17 protein-coding genes are annotated in these 17,342 nt (G+C 36.7%); 3 read left to right on the forward strand and 14 right to left on the reverse strand.

Translation table 11 applies throughout. The features are described 5' to 3' along the window. Positions 1-9 precede the first annotated feature (9 nt). The 6 genes from IWB64_RS12280 to IWB64_RS12305 form a co-directional block, all read right to left on the reverse strand. Positions 10-1,281 (reverse strand): TolC family protein, encoded by a 1,272-nt coding sequence (locus tag IWB64_RS12280; RefSeq protein ID WP_194534275.1) that lies wholly within the window; start codon positions 1,279-1,281, stop codon positions 10-12. A 484-nt stretch (positions 1,282-1,765) separates the two neighbouring features. Further along, on the reverse strand, positions 1,766-2,218 hold the full coding sequence (locus IWB64_RS12285) for a pyridoxamine 5'-phosphate oxidase family protein (RefSeq protein ID WP_226975865.1): 453 nt from the start codon (positions 2,216-2,218) through the stop codon (positions 1,766-1,768). Between the two features lie 92 nt (positions 2,219-2,310). Then, a complete protein-coding gene (gene eno, locus IWB64_RS12290) occupies positions 2,311-3,582 on the reverse strand; it encodes a phosphopyruvate hydratase (protein ID WP_194534276.1) in 1,272 nt (423 codons plus the stop codon). A 188-nt stretch (positions 3,583-3,770) separates the two neighbouring features. Then, positions 3,771-4,751 carry an MlaD family protein gene (locus tag IWB64_RS12295; protein ID WP_194534277.1) on the reverse strand — a complete coding sequence of 327 codons (981 nt, stop codon included), beginning with the start codon at positions 4,749-4,751 and terminating at the stop codon, positions 3,771-3,773. Between the two features lie 3 nt (positions 4,752-4,754). Beyond that, positions 4,755-5,537 carry an ABC transporter ATP-binding protein gene (locus IWB64_RS12300; RefSeq protein ID WP_194534278.1) on the reverse strand — a complete coding sequence of 261 codons (783 nt, stop codon included), beginning with the start codon at positions 5,535-5,537 and terminating at the stop codon, positions 4,755-4,757. Next, positions 5,537-6,313 (reverse strand): MlaE family ABC transporter permease, encoded by a 777-nt coding sequence (locus IWB64_RS12305; protein ID WP_194534279.1) that lies wholly within the window; start codon positions 6,311-6,313, stop codon positions 5,537-5,539. Before IWB64_RS12305 ends, IWB64_RS12300 begins: the two co-directional genes overlap by 1 nt. A gap of 195 nt (positions 6,314-6,508) precedes the next feature. On the opposite strand from IWB64_RS12305, the gene clcA reads away from it, so the two are divergent. The 3 genes from clcA (at position 6,509) to IWB64_RS12320 (ending at position 9,153) form a co-directional block, all read left to right on the forward strand. After that, the gene (gene clcA / locus IWB64_RS12310; RefSeq protein WP_194534280.1) at positions 6,509-7,840 is read left to right on the forward strand and encodes a H(+)/Cl(-) exchange transporter ClcA; all 1,332 of its coding nucleotides are present in this window, start codon (positions 6,509-6,511) and stop codon (positions 7,838-7,840) included. Positions 7,841-8,045: 205 nt separating this feature from the next. Then, on the forward strand, positions 8,046-8,573 hold the full coding sequence (locus IWB64_RS12315) for a general stress protein (protein WP_194534281.1): 528 nt from the start codon (positions 8,046-8,048) through the stop codon (positions 8,571-8,573). A gap of 46 nt (positions 8,574-8,619) precedes the next feature. Continuing rightward, positions 8,620-9,153 (forward strand): hypothetical protein, encoded by a 534-nt coding sequence (locus IWB64_RS12320; RefSeq protein ID WP_194534282.1) that lies wholly within the window; start codon positions 8,620-8,622, stop codon positions 9,151-9,153. Positions 9,154-9,378: 225 nt separating this feature from the next. Here the strand turns inward: IWB64_RS12320 and IWB64_RS12325 are convergent, their stop codons facing one another. The 8 genes from IWB64_RS12325 to IWB64_RS12360 form a co-directional block, all read right to left on the reverse strand. Beyond that, complete coding sequence (locus IWB64_RS12325) at positions 9,379-11,751, reverse strand: glycoside hydrolase family 15 protein (RefSeq protein ID WP_194534283.1); 2,373 nt, start codon at positions 11,749-11,751, stop codon at positions 9,379-9,381. Positions 11,752-11,865: 114 nt separating this feature from the next. Next, complete coding sequence (locus IWB64_RS12330; protein ID WP_194534284.1) at positions 11,866-12,231, reverse strand: arsenate reductase family protein; 366 nt, start codon at positions 12,229-12,231, stop codon at positions 11,866-11,868. Positions 12,232-12,286: 55 nt separating this feature from the next. Continuing rightward, the gene (locus IWB64_RS12335) at positions 12,287-13,096 is read right to left on the reverse strand and encodes a universal stress protein (RefSeq protein ID WP_194534285.1); all 810 of its coding nucleotides are present in this window, start codon (positions 13,094-13,096) and stop codon (positions 12,287-12,289) included. Positions 13,097-13,470: 374 nt separating this feature from the next. Beyond that, the gene (locus IWB64_RS12340) at positions 13,471-14,076 is read right to left on the reverse strand and encodes a hypothetical protein (protein ID WP_194534286.1); all 606 of its coding nucleotides are present in this window, start codon (positions 14,074-14,076) and stop codon (positions 13,471-13,473) included. Between the two features lie 8 nt (positions 14,077-14,084). Then, positions 14,085-15,083, reverse strand: coding sequence for a YHYH protein (locus tag IWB64_RS12345; RefSeq protein WP_194534287.1), 999 nt, complete (start codon positions 15,081-15,083; stop codon positions 14,085-14,087). A 136-nt stretch (positions 15,084-15,219) separates the two neighbouring features. Next, positions 15,220-15,588, reverse strand: a complete 369-nt coding sequence (locus IWB64_RS20435; RefSeq protein ID WP_226975866.1) for an EF-hand domain-containing protein — start codon at positions 15,586-15,588, stop codon at positions 15,220-15,222. A 94-nt stretch (positions 15,589-15,682) separates the two neighbouring features. Next, positions 15,683-16,336, reverse strand: coding sequence for a hypothetical protein (locus IWB64_RS12355; protein ID WP_194534288.1), 654 nt, complete (start codon positions 16,334-16,336; stop codon positions 15,683-15,685). Further along, positions 16,323-17,324, reverse strand: a complete 1,002-nt coding sequence (locus tag IWB64_RS12360; protein ID WP_194534289.1) for a YHYH protein — start codon at positions 17,322-17,324, stop codon at positions 16,323-16,325. The genes IWB64_RS12355 and IWB64_RS12360 overlap by 14 nt, the downstream gene beginning before the upstream one ends. Between the last annotated feature and the right edge of the window lie 18 nt (positions 17,325-17,342).

A 17,342-nucleotide genomic window follows, 5' to 3' on the forward strand; every position in this document is an offset into this window, starting at 1 on the left:
ATTTAATTGTTATAAATTTCCTTTAGTGGTCAGGTAATTAATTTCTGATTGTATTTTTTGAATTCCATGTATCTGAAGATTCAATTGGGCCTCAGTTCTTTTGTTAACTTCTATGATGTATTCTGTTGATGTGATTACACCATTTTGAAATTGGGAATAGCTTTTTCTAACGATATCTTCCTGTAGTTCTAATATCTTTTTGTCTTTTTCTATAAGTTGGTTATAGGTATCAATGCTAGATTTATCACGAATTGATGCTATGTTGATTTTCTTTTCAAAGTCTTCTTTTTTGCTGGAGAGAATTTCTTTATTGATTTCTAATACTTTCTTTTTTCGGGATGTTTGTTTCCAATCCCAAAAATTCCATTTCAAACTTGCTCCAACCACATAATATTCTGTGGCATCTGTTTCAAAATAATTTAAAGGGTTTGGGCTCCCAACCCCTAATTGAGCTATACCAGATAGACTAGGTAAAACTTGGGCATTAAGTACTTTCTTTTGAGACTCTAGATTTTCCTCCATCAAATCAAAATATTGCTGTTCTGGCCTACTTATATCTTGGCTTAAATCCTGGTCTGCTATGAGGGGAAGTGCAAATTCCGCATCAGGAGAAATAGGTTCTCCTATCCAATCGCTTAACATATCAATCACCGCCTTACGGCCTAATTGCACTTCTAATATTTGTTGTTGAATTTTTAATATTTGCTGATTAAGAATATTGGCGTTAGTTTTAAGCATAGCACCATTTTCTACCGCAGACATTATTTTTTTAAGTTGTCCATTCAACTCATCAACTACAGTTCCCAGTAATTTTTCATTTTCTTGATAGACCAATGCATTGAAATAAAGCGTATTTATCATTCCCTTTATCTCAAACAAATCAACCTCCATTCCTTTTACGTTGGCAGCTAATTGTGCTTCTTGCATTTTTTTGGCGTTTTTTACATAACCCCCGTCATAAATTTTTTGAGATATATCTAATGTTAAGGTGTATTGATTTTGAGGGATTTCTGCAATATCCAATCCTGCAATATCAATACCAATATCCAATACATCCGATAGGTAATTATACGTACCATTTAAACGTGATTGCGGTAGGTTTAGAGTATTCAAATTTTTAATATTCAAATTTGCTTGGGATTCGTATAATAGCTCTTGTTTTTTAATAGGACTAAGAGATCTGGCTCTCTCTTGACAGTAGTCTAATTCTAAAGTTTGAGAATAGGCCCAGCTTATTGGTAAGAGCATTATAGCTAGTAAAATTATTGAGCAACGTTTCATTATATAGACTTTTAGTACGAACCATCTTTACTGATGACGGCCTTAATTTTATACAAAAGTAGGAGGTAGTATGATTTGTATTTATGATACAAATCATGCAGAAGAATATTATTTATATAATTTTGATTATTAAATAGTTACGATGATTTTTAGTAAGTTATTTCTTATTTAAATATCACTTTTTTCTATGTTTTTTCTTTTAAAAAGATCTCTTTGTTACACGGAATAAGACTTGTGCTAAATGGTTAGTTAGTGAGAATACTAAATGGATAAAAGACACACAATGCGCAGAGAAGAATAATAAAGATTTATTATATTATAAGGTCCGTTTTGACGGCTATAAAGAAGGGCAGGTAATAGGATTGGGTATAAAAAAACTGTTTTAAAATGAATCACGAGTTTTAATACCGTAACACATTTTAAAACAGTTTTTGATAACTATCAACATCAAGAATTGATTCAATTTAATTTTTTAAATTTTTTTCTAAGTCTCCCGACGCTTACCGGTAATCTCAAGGATATTTATCTTGTATACAATAGGGTTTCCTCTAGTATAGGACTTACTAGAAAATTCATTGATGAACTCAGGGTTTTTATGTTCTTTTCGATGTATAATGGCTTTAATACCTTCTGTAAACAAATGTAATTTTTGCTTAGCTGTAGAACCATCAAGCTCTTCAAAAGTACCGTGAATAAGAGTGGATTCCCAATTAACCATAGAATGTACTTGTTCCACTAGTACAGAAACAGAATCATTTTTCCGCATGGCATCTATTTTATGCCCTTCTGCTGTATAGCTTATGATACTATTGTCTTCAGCATCAAAAAAGTAGGTGATAGGAATCACATAAGGTTTTTCATCTGCAATATAGGAGAGATAACCGTTATAATTATTTCTAAGAACGCGGGTACTTTCGCTAACTGATATGTCCATCATAATTCTAATTTATTATAAAAATGCATGATCTAAACTATATAAATATAGCATTTACTTCCAAGAAATGTTCTTGTATTTGATAAGATACTTATTTATTTCCAACAATATTCCGAGCGCCCTTTAAGCTCATGTTCTATTTCTAACAAACGGTTGTATTTGGCAACACGTTCGCCTCTACATGCGGAACCTGCTTTTAAGTGTCCACCATCCATAGCCACGGCAAAATCTGCTAAAAAAGTATCTTCGGTTTCTCCTGATCGGTGAGACAGAAAATAACGCCATCCTGCTTCACGGCACATACGCACCGCTTCTATGGTTTCTGTTACCGAACCTATCTGATTTAATTTAATTAGCGCTGAATTAGCGGTTTTCTCGCTAATTCCTCTACGAATATATTTTCTGTTGGTAACAAAAATGTCATCACCAACTACTTCAATTTTATCTGCAAATTTTTTAGTGAATTTAGCAAACCCGTCCCAATCACCTTCAGAAAGAGGGTCTTCCCAAGAGATAATCGGGTATTTTTTTAACCATTCGCCAGAAAGGTGAATAAGCTCATCAGTTGTCATTTTACCCGCACCGGACTTGGTAAGGTTATATTTGTTATCTAAATTAGGAGAAAAGGAATTGGCCGCACTATCAATGGCAACGGATAAATCCTTGCCAGGTTGGTACCCTGCTTTTTCAATTGCTGCAATAATAAATTCTATCGCAATTTCATTGCTTGCGCAATTAGGTGCAAACCCGCCTTCATCACCAACGCTGGTAGCCAGGCCTTTATCTTTCAATAGTTTTTTTAGTACATGAAAAGTTTCCGCAACGTAACGAAGCCCCTCTTTAAAATTTGGAGCGCCGTGCGGCACGAGCATAAACTCTTGAAAATCTACACTATTATCTGCATGTTCGCCACCGTTTAGGATATTCATGCACGGCACGGGAACACGCAAGGTATTGGATCCGCCTAAATATCTATATAACGGCAGGTTAGATGATACGGCCGCTGCTTTAGCAACTGCCATGGAAACGCCCAAAATAGCATTGGCACCAAGCTGAGATTTATTCTCGGTACCATCTAATTCTATCATGGTATAATCAATATCTTTTTGGTCAACTGCATGCATTCCTATTAGGGCTGCAGCTATTTTTTTATTAACGTTTTCCACGGCTTTTTGAACACCTTTTCCACTGTAGCGTTTTTCGTCATCACGTAGTTCCAACGCTTCGTTCATACCGGTTGATGCTCCTGATGGTACTGAGGCAGAAGCTTTTGTTCCATCATCTAAAGTAACATACGCCTTTAATGTAGGGTTTCCTCGAGAGTCCAATATCTCGAGAGCCGAAATAGATGTGATTTTTGAATTCATTTTATTCAATATATAGTGATACTTTATCCTTTTTATGTAAAAAAAATATACATCGCAATCAATTGGGAGAAGCACTAATTTCTTCCTTGTAATTGTTTTGAGGGTATGAAGGTATTACAGTATTCAAAAATGATGTATGATACAAGTCATGAATGCATGAATTTAAAGCAAACTGATTATGTTTTAGGCTATTCTTTCTGTACTTTTTCTTTCTGCTTTTCTTGTTTTTTGAAATAACCACGGGTCAAGAAATTATGTTTTAATGCTTCCATATTTTCATTGAATTTTAGCACACCTTCATCTACATTTTTCATTGAATTTTGAAGCTGATGTACCAATGTAGTATCTGTAGCTAGATAGTTGATAGCCCCATCACCACCATTAATGCGATCAACTACAGTGTTGAGATTTTCAGCTGTTTTTTCAATTTCTATGGAAGAATTCTCAAGATGGGTAAGAACGTTACGTATTTTTTCTCCGGAGAGCGGATCACTCAATAAAGTTCCAACCACACTTTCTTTGGTATCAAAACTTTCTACAAGTGCGTTTAATTTTTGCATGGTCTCTTGGGCATCATTAGTGGTGTATTTTAGATTGATCAATGTTTGGTTTAAATTATGACCCATAATGGTATCATTAATTAAACGGCCCAGTGTACCTTTTCCGTCATTTATGGAGCGTGTAATAGTTAGCAATTGCTCTGTTAATACCGCGGCATTTTCATTGGTTACGTTTAAGGTATTCATCATGTCTGATGTGGCAGCGTTGCTATAAGACTTAATTTCATCGCCAGATTTAACATAAGGTGCTTCACCGGTACCAGGAACGATGTTAATAATCATACTACCTACCAAACCATCTGAACCAATATTGGCAATCGAATTGTTTTTGATATGCTTTTGCATTTTGTTGTCAATAAGCATACCTACCTGTATGGTGGTATCATTGATCATTTCAATATCTTTTACCGTACCAATGCTAATACCCGCATAACGAACATTATTACCGTTCTGTAGCCCACGTATGTTGTCAAAAGTAACGTTAAGGGTAAAGGTGTTCCCAAACATATTTTGTTTGTTCCCAATCATATAGATGACTATTATTAACAATACCGATCCAATGAGAACAAAAATTCCTAGTCTAAATTTTTCCGATGCTGATTTTTCCATGATCTATTTTTTAAAAAAGGCCTCTATTTTAGGGTCTTTTGATTGTATCAAATCCCTGTATTTGCCCTCTGCATAATTTATACCATCTACCAATAAGATCATCCGATCAGAAATGACTCTAGCACAATCCACATCGTGTGTTATGATTAATGAAGATGTGCCATATTTTATCTGAATGTTGCGCATTAGCTCAATAATTTCTTTGGATGTAATTGGGTCTAATCCGGTTGTAGGCTCATCATAGAGAATGATTTTAGGTTTTAAAATCAAGGTGCGGGCCAAGGCAATTCTACGTTGCATTCCACCAGACAATTCTTCTGGCATAAGGTCAATTGTATGTGCAAGACCAACACTTTCCAGGGCATCCATTACTAGTGGCGTAGTATCCTTTATGTTGCCAAATTTTTCTTTGTGACGCCGCATTGGGAATTCTAAGTTTTCCCGTACGGTCATGGAATCATAAAGCGCACTTCCTTGAAATAAAAATCCAATATCGGACCTTAGCACATCTAAGGTTTCACGATTTAAATTCTTTATTTCCTTTCCCAGAACAGAAATGTAACCACTATCTGGTTGCATTAGACCCACTAGACATTTTATCATGACAGATTTTCCAGAGCCGGATTTACCCATAACTACAAGATTTTCACCCTTGTACAGTTTCATATGAAATCCGTCAAGCACCTTATGGTCACCAAAACTTTTATAGAGATCTTTAATTTCTATGATGACTTCTTTTTGGTCCGAAGTCTTTTCCATTACGTCTATGTTCTTTTGATCTTTCATTACACATCAAAAAATATGTTGGATATAAAAACTGCCACAAAATCTATAACGAATAAAAGTAAAGAGGTCATTACTACCGCCGTATTTGCTGCTACACCAACACCTGCCGTTCCTTTTTTACTGTAATACCCCTTAAAACAACCCACCAGTCCAATAGCAAAACCAAAGAAGAATGTTTTAATGAGCGCGGGTATTAAATCGGTATAGGACAGGGCGTCAAAAATAGTATTGAAATACAATTGAAAAGAAACGTTTCCCTTTATGTTTTCTATTAAAGCCGAACCAAAAAGGGATACGGCATCACTTACAACTACGAGTAACGGAAGCATTAATATAGCCGCCATAACCCTTGTAACCACTAAATATTTGAAAGGGTTGGTGCCAGATACTTCCATGGCATCAATCTGTTCTGTAACGCGCATGGAACCTAATTCAGCACCTATTCCCGAAGAAATACGTCCCGCACAGACCAAAGCCGTTATAACAGGGCCCAACTCCCGTACGATAGAAATACCCACCATATTGGGCATCCAAGAAACCGCACCAAATTGAATCATTGTAGGACGTGATTGTAAATCCAAAACCAACCCTATTATGAAACCCGTTACCAAGACCAAGGTTAGTGATCTATACCCAATTTGATAACATTGCCTTAAAAATTCGTTGAATTCAAAAGGTGGCCGTAACGCTTCCTTAAAGAAACGACCTGCAAAATAGGAGAGTTCCCCTATTTCATTTATGGATTGCCTTATCTTATTTGGAGTCTTGATTTTCAAATCTATTTGTTGAATTTGTAGTTGTATGCGACCCCCAAAATTAAACGACCTTCAACCAAATAGGAATGACTTGGGTCATATCTAAAAAAATAAAAAATAGTGCTTTAACAACTGATCTGTGTCATACTAGATGCAGTGTGCACCATCTAATTTTGTAGCACCATATTTAATTTGGAAACAGTTTTAGCATAACCAATGAACAATAGAAAAATAAGCCGTGTAGGCTATAGGTTCGTGGATTTAGATGTCAGTAACTATAGACTTTTGTTTAATGCGCTTTTGGTAGGTTTGGTTACCGGATTGTTGAGCTCTGTTTTTAGGCTGATTCTTGCTCGTTTAGCTGCGCTTAGGACAACTTTTCAAATAGGAGAGATTAATCAGGCTTGGCAAAATTGGCTCTGGCCTACGCTTTTCACTTTTTTTGGTATTTGGTTTTCAATATTCTTGGTCAAGAAATACGCTCCTGAAACCGCTGGTAGTGGAATTCAAGAAATTGAAGGCGCACTAGATGGTTTAAGACCGGTGAGATGGCGCAGGGTTTTGCCCATTAAATTTATCGCTTCTATATTTTCCTTAAGTAGTGGTTTGTTATTGGGTCGTGAAGGGCCAACCGTGCAGATAGGTGCTAACGTGGGCAAGATGGCAGAAGACGTTTTTAAGCAATCTGCAGAAGAGGACAACCCTTTAATTAGCTCGGGTGCGGCATCAGGTTTGGCAAGTGCTTTTAACGCTCCTTTTGCAGGTATTATTTTTGTTATTGAAGAGATGAACGGCCATTTTAAGTTTAATTTTTATTCATTAGCAGCACTTATGATCGGCGCCGGTTCTGCAGATATGGTAGTACGGTTGTTGGTTGGGAGCGGACCTATTCTTAAAACAACCATTTTCACTTTTGAAGAATTATCCGGGATATGGTTGTTTGTATTGTTGGGACTTGTGCTAAGTGTTGTTGGAATTATGTTTAATAAGTTATTGATTAGGTCTTTGGATTTATTCAAAAAAATGAAAGTAAGCTATGTTACCATTGCGTTGTGTATGGCTTTAATCATTACTGCGGTAGGTTTGTATTCAGAAGATATGATCGGGGCAGGTTACACCACCATTTCACATGTTCACAATAGTTCTTTTACGTTGAAATTTCTTTTAGCGCTGTTTGTTGTCCGTTTTATTCTTTCTGTTCTTAGTTACGGCTCAGGAGTGCCAGGAGGTATTTTTACTCCTTTAATAACTTTAGGGGTCATTTTAGGGATGCTCTTTGGCGGTGTAGCACAACATTTTTTCCCAGATCTGGTGCCTGATCCAGCTATTTTTGGTGTTGCCGGTATGGCGGGCATCTTTGCCTCAACCATTAGGGCTCCACTTACAGGTTTGGCGCTTTCGGTAGAAATGACGGCAAATTATGAGTTGATATTACCATTGATTTTCACTGCGGTTACAGCTTCCGTCTTTACCACAATGTTGGGTAATGCACCGATCTATTCCATTTTACTTAAACGTATTTTGAATAAGGAAGAGACCTCCCTTTAGAAATTGTAACTCTTTATTTCTATATGAAACCTCGTTTGTCTGGCTCGTATCAATCTCAAAAATAAATTACTGCTTTGTTAAAAAAAGGCTAAAACCTAGGGTAACTGATCTAGGTCATTCGTATCGCTTATCAATCAAGATAATTTTGACCTATCAAAAGATGATAAGTATTTAAAATTTAATTCATAACTAAATAAAGAAGCATATGAAAAATGGAGTAACAGTCGCTATATGCGATTCGCATCAGAAAGCCGAAAAGGTGGTCAAAGAACTACAACAGTCAGGCTTTGATATGAAAAAACTTTCTATCGTTGGTAAAGATTATCACGAGGAAGACAAAGTTATCGGGTTTTACAATACCGGTGATAGAATGAAAAACTGGGGATCTGCAGGTGCTTTCTGGGGCGGTATTTGGGGCCTTGTTTTTGGCGCCGGTTTTTTCTTAATACCAGGCATAGGACCAGTTATGTTGGCAGGTCCAATCGTATCATCATTAATAGGTGGTCTTGAAGGCGCAGTTGTTGTTGGTGGACTATCTGCTCTTGGCGGAGCTCTTTTTGGTATTGGAGTACCCAAGGATAGTGTGCTACGGTACGAGACCGCTTTAAAGGCAGATAAGTTTTTAGTTATTGCTCACGGATCTTCTGAGGATTTGGAAAAAGCAAAAAAAATAATGTCCGATTCATCTGCAGATGAGGTAGATATTCACTCAAAAGAAGCTGTATCTGCCTAAGTATTAAAAATAATTTTAACTGAAATCTATATTAAATTTTTAAAAGATGAAAACAGTAATATTAAGTGCTATTTTAATGGGATTGGCTTTTCAATCTAATGCACAAGACCTACTCTTTAGAGCCAGATTAGAAGTAGAAGAAGTACCCGAGTTAGTAGTAACCGCAGTGGAAGAAGATTTTCCGGGTTTCTCAATTGTGGAGTACAATGCGTTGCCTGTAGAATATGTAGAGGGAGATGTTTACATTAACCCAAATATAGATTCTAATGCAGATTACGATACCTTTCAAATAATAATGAAAGAGAAAGGAAAAGAACTGACAGCTACTTATGACAGAGATGGTAACCTTCTTAAAACTACAGAGCATTTTAAAAATGTAGCACTACCATATGCCGTAAGCAGATCTATTGCAAAAGAATATCCAAATTGGAAATTTGAAAAAGATTCTTACGACATGGTTCAATTGGGCAATGGAAAAGCAAAAAAACGTTATAGAGTTATCCTAGAAAACCATGGTAAAAAAATACATGTGCATACGAATGCAAAAGGCAAAATTTTAAATCACCATAAAAAAGCTTAGTATAAGAAAAACACCAGTGGCTTTTTAAGACAGTGGTATTTTTTAGAGTTGGTTGGTAATTGGAAGACAGGCAGCAGAGGTGAATATCACTTTCTACTGCCTGTTTTTTGTTGAATATGTATGATATAGAACAAAAAAAAAGTAGACATCTGCATGTCTACTTTTTTTAAAGAGTAATCTTATTATTCTACGGTTTAATGAGTTTTCATAATCATCAACCTTTCATTATTCATTTGCTACGATCACAGAATAATTTCTCTGTTCCCACTTGTCTTCTTCTTTCCAATAAAATGTAAATTGTAATGAGGTAGACTGGGTGGTCGTAGGTATAATATTGGTAACGAAAATGCCAAATTTCATATTTTGGGACTCTGTGATAAAGGTGGTTTTCCAGTCGTCATCTGTCCAATGCACCGTACATTCCGTTAAGGTCTCAATTCGTAATGTTTTTCCTTTTGGAAGTGTTCTGGCTCCATTGTCAAAACGCCATATTTTATGATCTGATTTCTTTTTTCGCCTCTGGTAACGTTCAAAAGTTTGGCTGGGCATATCAAAAATATTATTGTGCTGTATAGAAATGCAGAGTTTAATATATTCTGCATGCGCCCAAGTTAAAGGCATGGCAGAACCTGTATGTTCGCCTAAGAATAATCCTTTTTCGGGAATATCAGCTTTGTCCCATATCTGTTCGGGTAATAAACCGTTGTTTGCAAAAGCCTCCATAGCTTTTAAATGCTTAGTAGCCTCTTCTATATTACCTGCCGCTATTTCATAATGACCTCTTTCTCCGGTTAACAACGGCCACGCACGACCTATTCCTGTACCATCATAAGGGTCTCCGTTTTCTTGCTCGCCATAACCATCATTATTATAACGGTACCAGCAATCTCCATTAGGAGTTTCAACCTTTAATTCCGCATCTATAACTTTTAATGTGTTCAGTATTTTTGGGTCATCGGCTGCCCGAAGACCAAACCTAACTAATGCCAAGGCGTCTACACTGATCAGTTCGCTTAGTTTTGTTTTTCCATAATCAGCATGATGGTTTTTAAGTTTAATAGTTCGATCACCCAGTTCCGTTGCAGGAATATCTGAAAAAGGATTTATACGAATATAATACCCTTCTACACCATGTTTTTGGGCCAGGGGAGTACCCGTAACATAGGTACGGTATTCTATAGTATCGTTCCAACTATCTGCAGTTTCCCGGCAATAGATGGCAAAATCTTTTTCGTTACTTATTTCTGCAAGTTCGGCTCCGGCCAATAAGGCGGCAATTTCTGTGGCCATCGTAAAGGGAGAAAAACCACCCTCTTCTTCCCAACGGTCTTGACTGGTATACGGTCCGTTCTTTAAAAGAAATGTAATCGCTTTTTTTGCCAAAGGCCAATATCTTTTCATTCGGTTTATTCCCATTGTATTACGTAAGTAACCTTTGAGGATTTCCAGAATTGGTAGGGCAATTTGATCCATCTGCAGACCATCCCAATTAGGTTCTCCTTGTAACCACATATTCTGTGGCCAACTACCATCTTCATTTTGGGTAGACATCAAATAGTTTACGATACGGGATACATCTGCTTTTGTTTCCAGCGCGTTAAATCCGCCCGCTGTTTCTATCAAATCTCTTGGCCAAACTACATGGTATCCGCTTTTGTCCGAATCTCCTTTTGTACCTCCCCAGGGAATGGAAAGACTAGCGATAATACCTCCAGGAAAATTTTTGGCTTCGTGCATACGTAACATCGCAGCACTCATTTTAAAATTTGAGGCAGGTATATTTGGTAGGGTGTCTTGCCAGGTTTGCCATTCTTGTATATATTTTCTTTTTGCAGTTTCAAAACCATTTAAAATACTTGCCCTTGCGTGATTAGCAGCCTCTAAATAGGTTCTTCCAAAACTTATAGCCAAAACAAAATCTTTTTCTGTAAGATCTATTTCTCCGGTAAGTGCAACATTCCCATTAGTGGCAAGATCATATTCCCATTCTAATTTTCCATGTTGGCGAATATCTCTCCAACCGTCAGACGCTCCTACAAACCCCACGGAACGTTTCACCCATTTTGAGGAACAGGCCATAGCCAATGCAATGTTTCCGTTATGGGCAAATAGCATTTCAACCCCTTTATATTGGCCAACCCATCCGGTGTTGTGGCCGCCCTCATTGTTTAGGTGAGGAGCCAGTAATGCAAATAGCCGTAAAGGAATTTCCGGGTCTTTCTGGTCAAAAACTATATGTTGGAGAATAGTATTTCTAAATGGATCAACAATGACCTCTTTAGTGATTTGATATTTATTGAACTTGTCCGTATTTATCATACGGTATGCGGGAATACCATCTTTAAGTGTTTCTATAAAGTGTTCGGTATCTCTTTTCTCTTCTGAAAAAAACTCATGGCCATCGGTAACAACAAAGCCCATATCACGTATGCACGCAATATCTTCTCTTGGGTAGTAAGCTTCGTTAAGAATACCGTGACTAAGGGTAAAAGTAACATCTGATGCGAAATTAAGGGCTTTGCCTATTCCTGTTTTTGTACTAGAAGTCCATCTAGCCTCCATTCCTGGTGCGCCGGGCGCCTCTGATTGCTGAGACATATTTTAAATTGTAATTTATTGATATTCAATTATTCCTGCTTCATTTGTACGCTCTCTTCTTAATGTTATATCAATACCATTCTATTTAATTGTAGACGTTATATGCAGTAGGATTTATAGTTTAGTTATATCTGTAGGGGTTTTGACCAAAATGGTCTTGTTACCACGTAGGGCAATAGGTTGTTTTATAATTTGAGGATTGTACCGTATCATTTTTATCCAATCATCTGTAGATAAACTATACTGCTCAAAGTGTTTTTTATAGGCTGCAATCTCTTTATTTACCAAGTCCGCCACTTCTAATTGTAGTCGTTCTGCTAGTTCTAAGATTTGTGTTCCGGTAAGTTTATTTTTGAGAAGATCAATTTCTTCTATGGGTAACCCTTCTGCTTTAGCATAGGCCAAAGCTTGTTTTGCCCGCATTGATTTTGAGCTATAGTAAAATGTAATCTGTCTTTTTGATGTAGCTATTTCCCCCATATCCTAGATTTTAAGACCTATTTATTTAATGTTTTCTTCTTCTAAATAATTTGTTTTATTCAATTTGTGGCAAAACCATAAATGGCACCTCAGTTTTAAAAGCGATACTTTTTACGATGTTCTCACGTGTTAAGGTTTGAAAAAAACCGTGCTTGGTCTTTAAAATGGATAGCATACCTACATTTTGATTTGTTTTTTTTATTTGAACCAAGGTATTGGCTACAGAATCTTGAAGATCAATTTCAAAAAAATGACCTTTTACTCCCTTGAGCCCGTTTCTCAATACTTCTTTGTTTATTTTTTGTTCGTCACTCAAGTTTTCTTCGGTTTTAATATGAGCTATGTTCAGATCGGCATTACAGATTAGGGCCATTTGGACAATAGGGGCAAGCTCTTCAGTTTTGAAGGTATGTTTGAAATCAGTTGCAAAAACAATTTCCTTTAGACTATTAATAGTATAGACAGAGGGTACGGAGATTATAGGGCAATTAGTAATATCTCTAATGAGCTGAAGCGTATTGGTCCCTATAAAAGCTTCGCGGAGCGAAGACAGCCCTTTTGTTCCTACAAAGATATAATCTGCTTTCTCGCTAAAAACAGTACGCTTGGTCAAGCTAAAAACTGAATCGGTTTCAAGGATAGCCTCAAAACGATGATTGTAGGTCGTATTTTGAGCTTGTAATACTTTCACAAGTTTATTTAAATCTTCCTGAAAGGTCATTTTAGACCCTGGGGCAGAAGGCGCATCATGATAAGCATGTAGGATATAGAATGTGCAAGTCTCATTTTTGAAAAGAAGGAGCGCATAATCAATAGCCTTTTGTGCATTTGCTGAAAAATCGGTAGGAATTATAATTTTTTTCATTTTATAGAATTATTCAGGTCTAAATTTTTTTAGGTTGCTATTTATCCCAGTTGTTAATTTGAGGTTTTCTGTTCTTTCTTTACTATTAATTACAAGCTTCGCGATTTTAAAAGCCATTTTGCAATGCTTATTAGCGTTTTTACCAACGTTACAAGTTTGTTTTCTAGATACTAAAGATATTATAGTAAGATAATACTGACTATGACATAGGTCATGAAAGAAAATAAGGTGGTGAAAGGCGGCTATAATCTAAGAACGGATAGTGGTAGAAAGGAAATTCGCTATCTGCGTTAAAATAAAAAAAACAGCTATGCAATCTTAGATTGCATAGCTGTTTTTGGTATTGAATTAAAAATGAATTGTATAGCTACGTATTAGCTATCCTTCTGAGACGAGAACAATTTTTTACCCACAATAATAACAGGAATCGCAGTAAAAAACCACAAATATTTTGTGTTGAAGCTTTCTTTTTTGGCTATCATTTTACTGTCTTCAAATTCAACCGAAGTACCGTAATTATTTTTTTCGGATAATATAACCTTGTCGGATACGCCATTTAGAGATAAGGAAAAAACCGTTTGATGGTGTTCATTTTCCTTGAAAGCATCAATATTAATAGCTAAGGTGTTGAACGCGTCAGGTAAATCTGAGGTTATAAATTTAAGGTCGGTCTGATGGTCTCCCAGTTTTAGTCCGCCATTTAAAAGCTGCACCTGATTACCGTTAACCGTTAAATTAAAATTACCTTTTATATAATCTACTGCTAATTTCTTGTATTCAATAGCTGATAGTTTATCGAATTCAACCTCTGGGTAATGTTTGTTCAGCGCTTCTTGAAAACCAGCTTGGCTCACACTAACGTTCAATATTCCCAATTCTTGTTTGACCTCTAAATAGTAGGTAGCCGACAATGGATTGTGGGCGTACGCCATTTTTATGGTCAGTAAAGTAAGTAAGCAAAAAATAAAAATCTTTTTCATAACGCTTATTATTGGTAACTAAAGTTATTGCTTGCCGCTACGCCTTTAAGGCATTTTGGAACGTTTGGAGCATCTGTATTACTAGCAACATAGTGATAGGTACCATCTGGGTAATCTGTTGTGGCTGCGGTTCTTCCGCCACAATCATCTAAATCGTCTGGTTCCACCCCATAGGCATAGATTGGGAAACCGTCTTTTGCAAAACCTATTAATTTGGTGTCAACCACTTGTTCGACCAACGTACATGAAACGTCTGCTATGTCATTAGCCTCCAAGACCTGGTTCATTGTTTCTGCTACAAAATGCCAATGGTAATATCCCGCAGGATCATGATGTCCGCCACAAGGGTCAAGAGAAGGAATGTTACCTGCTTTTTCTCTACCTGGGTTAGCTACAGAAGGAGGGGCACCGTTAATAGGAGCACCATCTATTGAAACACCGACCAACTCAATTGTATCAATATCATTATTTGAAGAGGCCAATTTTGGTGTTGTTGGAATCAAAAATGTTAATTGCAGGTTGTTATCTGGTGCAGCTTCCAAACAATAGGATAAATCACCATCAACAGGCCCTGAAGCAAAATCATCAATATTAATGTTGCCCTCGTCATCCACAATGTCATAACCATCTGCTTCCATAGCATTGAACAATTCTGCTTTCATTACTTGAAAACCGGGATTTGTATCTCCGTCATAAACTCCTAGGCCACCAATATCATTGATAGTTTCCGGGCAAAAAGGGCCACTCTCTACGGGGTTGCTTGAAAAAGTTAATTGAAAGCATTCTGCACTTGTACCATCTTCTAGGGTAGCGGTAACTGTCTCAAAAGATACTAGAGAGGTGCTGTTGAATGCCGCTTCTGTAATTAAATAATCACCACTGTCCGTAGATGTTTCTGTGTCGGTTTCCGTGTCTGTATCACTATCTGTAGTGTCATCAGAACTACATGAACCAAAATTGAGTGAAATAACTGTCAAGAATCCAAAGATGTAATTGAATTTAATCATGATTATTTATTTTAATTGGATTAATTAGTACGGATTCAATACCGCAAAGGCATTTTAAAGTTATATGTTTATTACAATTAGCATAGGGTTAAATAACACTGCAGAGGAATACTAGGTCAAGTGCTATTTTTCCGTACTACTCAGCACTTCTTGGAGGTTTACCGTGTGATGGACCACGTTCTGGTTTTGGAGCATTTTTTAATTCCTCTTCTCCGATATAACCATCGTTATTGGTGTCTATTTTTGAAAAATCGTTTTTTAATGGGCCGTTCACTTCGCTTTCAGACAATCTGCCATCCTTGTCGCTATCCATTTCTGCGAACATTTCTTTTAAAGAAGGTCTTTGATGTTTTTCGTCCCTTCCTTCGCTTGGCCGTTTTTCATTTTGTTTTTGATTAATTTGGTTATGCTCAATTTGATCTTTCTTCTGTTTTGAACCACAAGCTGTACATACTGCCAACCCAAGGGTTATAATTCCGATTTTCAGGATGCTTCTATATTTCATAAACTTATTTTACATCAACTTAAACTGATAGATTTTGAAAATTATAAGCTAGATTTTAGCTTAATAATCAAAACCAAAGTGAGCCGTTTATTATTTAATTGCTGGCAAAAGGGTATTTTTTCTTCGATTTAAATTTCTTCGCCATACCAAAAGCTCCGAGTATCAATACAAAACCAAGTACATACCAATTGACAGAGATACCAGCTAAACCAATGGATTTTTCCTGAAGTACAAATTCATTGTTTTCAAAATGTACCTGAGCTGCGTATTGGTTTTTTTTATCCAACGAAAACAAGTTTCTTTTGGAGCCATTTTTCAATACCATAAAGCTACTGGCACTTCTGTTTATATCTTGGAACAGCGTATTTTGCAACTTCACGGTTTCAAAGTTTGCCGGGGGAACAAACTTATAGACCACAATGGTTTCATGTCCTAATTTAATTATAGGTTCAGCAAGGTTTATCTCTTTAGCATCAATATTCAGATGTAGGTTTCTTGATAAAAGTGTACCCATTAAATCTTGAAATTCTTCTGGTGTTTTATAACCTTCAGCTGTGTATTCCGCATGAACCACTTGTTCAAAAGCCGTAAGGGAAGCTCTTATTTGAAGCGTCCAAACGCCATTCTTACCCTCCACTAAAATGGTACTTGATTGTGAAGGGGAGTGGGCAAAGGCCACCATGGGGAGCAGTAGCCATAAGAAGGCTACAAGCAACCCATTTTTTTTGCTGGATTTATTCAATGACATAAGCACCTTTTAAACAGTTAATAAAGTTATTGTTTCCTGCAGCATCAATATGATAATGGTAACCTCTAGTGTCATCTGAGTGACCTCTACAATCATCTAAATCTGTAGACTCGTTACCGTCTGCATCTAACATTTCATAAATTCCATTACCATCCATTGCATACCCTATTAATGGTGCATGGTCATCATCCTGGTCTATGGTAGTGCTATAACCTGTAGCAGCATGATAATGGTATCCTTGGTGTACGTTAATATGACCACCTGCATCATCAAAAGGAGCAAGGGTATAGGCACTTAAAATATTATTTACTGGAGCTGGCGCTGAATATTCTATTCCGTTAAGTGCAACACCACGCGTAGATGGGATTGTACTTGCAGTCATTGGACCGCCACCACCTGTAGAGAAATAGGCATTTTCGGATTGTAAAACAGGGGTAATAGGTATTAACCAAGTTTGCGTAAGATCAGTGATGTAAGAAGGAATACATTCTACACAGAAGTTTTCATATTCCGTACCAACATCTGGGTTAGCGGCATTTATACAATCATCCTCTGTTTCTGTAACATAAATGTCACCATTATCATCATACATCTGCCATTTCTCATCATTATAAAAATTGGCCATGTTCTGAATAAAGGCGCCATCTACATCGTAAACTTCTCCGCTATCCAACCATATACCTCCAGCCTCTGCATTGTCCGTAATATTATCAGGACACCAAGGACCCATTTCATGATCAGTAGGTGTGCTACTGGTTACTATCTGGTAACAATCTGTTTCTGTACCGTCAGATAGGGTGCAGGGTACGGTTGTTATGGTTAAATTATCTGTTGTGAAGTAGTCAGGATCTACATTTACTACAAGTTCCGTAGATACTTCTTCATCAACACTATCGTCAATAGATTCGTCATCTGAATCACTGCTACAACTATTTAAAGAGAATAGAAAAGCAAAGCAGCCTAAAGTAATGTAAAGTGTATTTTTCATGATAAGGAGATTTTAAAT

Origin of the sequence: Zobellia nedashkovskayae (assembly GCF_015330125.1) — a bacterium.
Lineage (GTDB): Bacteria > Bacteroidota > Bacteroidia > Flavobacteriales > Flavobacteriaceae > Zobellia > Zobellia nedashkovskayae.

Bases quoted from the DNA above. Each gene is read 5' to 3' on its own strand.
- IWB64_RS12280 (WP_194534275.1), bottom strand. From the start codon at position 1,281: ATGAAACGTTGCTCAATAATTTTACTAGCTATAATGCTCTTACCAATA.
- IWB64_RS12285 (WP_226975865.1), bottom strand. From the start codon at position 2,218: ATGATGGACATATCAGTTAGCGAAAGTACCCGCGTTCTTAGAAATAAT.
- eno (WP_194534276.1), bottom strand. From the start codon at position 3,582: ATGAATTCAAAAATCACATCTATTTCGGCTCTCGAGATATTGGACTCT.
- IWB64_RS12295 (WP_194534277.1), bottom strand. From the start codon at position 4,751: ATGGAAAAATCAGCATCGGAAAAATTTAGACTAGGAATTTTTGTTCTC.
- IWB64_RS12300 (WP_194534278.1), bottom strand. From the start codon at position 5,537: ATGAAAGATCAAAAGAACATAGACGTAATGGAAAAGACTTCGGACCAA.
- clcA (WP_194534280.1), top strand. From the start codon at position 6,509: ATGAACAATAGAAAAATAAGCCGTGTAGGCTATAGGTTCGTGGATTTA.
- IWB64_RS12315 (WP_194534281.1), top strand. From the start codon at position 8,046: ATGAAAAATGGAGTAACAGTCGCTATATGCGATTCGCATCAGAAAGCC.
- IWB64_RS12320 (WP_194534282.1), top strand. From the start codon at position 8,620: ATGAAAACAGTAATATTAAGTGCTATTTTAATGGGATTGGCTTTTCAA.
- IWB64_RS12325 (WP_194534283.1), bottom strand. From the start codon at position 11,751: ATGTCTCAGCAATCAGAGGCGCCCGGCGCACCAGGAATGGAGGCTAGA.
- IWB64_RS12330 (WP_194534284.1), bottom strand. From the start codon at position 12,231: ATGGGGGAAATAGCTACATCAAAAAGACAGATTACATTTTACTATAGC.
- IWB64_RS12335 (WP_194534285.1), bottom strand. From the start codon at position 13,096: ATGAAAAAAATTATAATTCCTACCGATTTTTCAGCAAATGCACAAAAG.
- IWB64_RS12340 (WP_194534286.1), bottom strand. From the start codon at position 14,076: ATGAAAAAGATTTTTATTTTTTGCTTACTTACTTTACTGACCATAAAA.
- IWB64_RS12345 (WP_194534287.1), bottom strand. From the start codon at position 15,083: ATGATTAAATTCAATTACATCTTTGGATTCTTGACAGTTATTTCACTC.
- IWB64_RS20435 (WP_226975866.1), bottom strand. From the start codon at position 15,588: ATGAAATATAGAAGCATCCTGAAAATCGGAATTATAACCCTTGGGTTG.
- IWB64_RS12355 (WP_194534288.1), bottom strand. From the start codon at position 16,336: ATGTCATTGAATAAATCCAGCAAAAAAAATGGGTTGCTTGTAGCCTTC.
- IWB64_RS12360 (WP_194534289.1), bottom strand. From the start codon at position 17,324: ATGAAAAATACACTTTACATTACTTTAGGCTGCTTTGCTTTTCTATTC.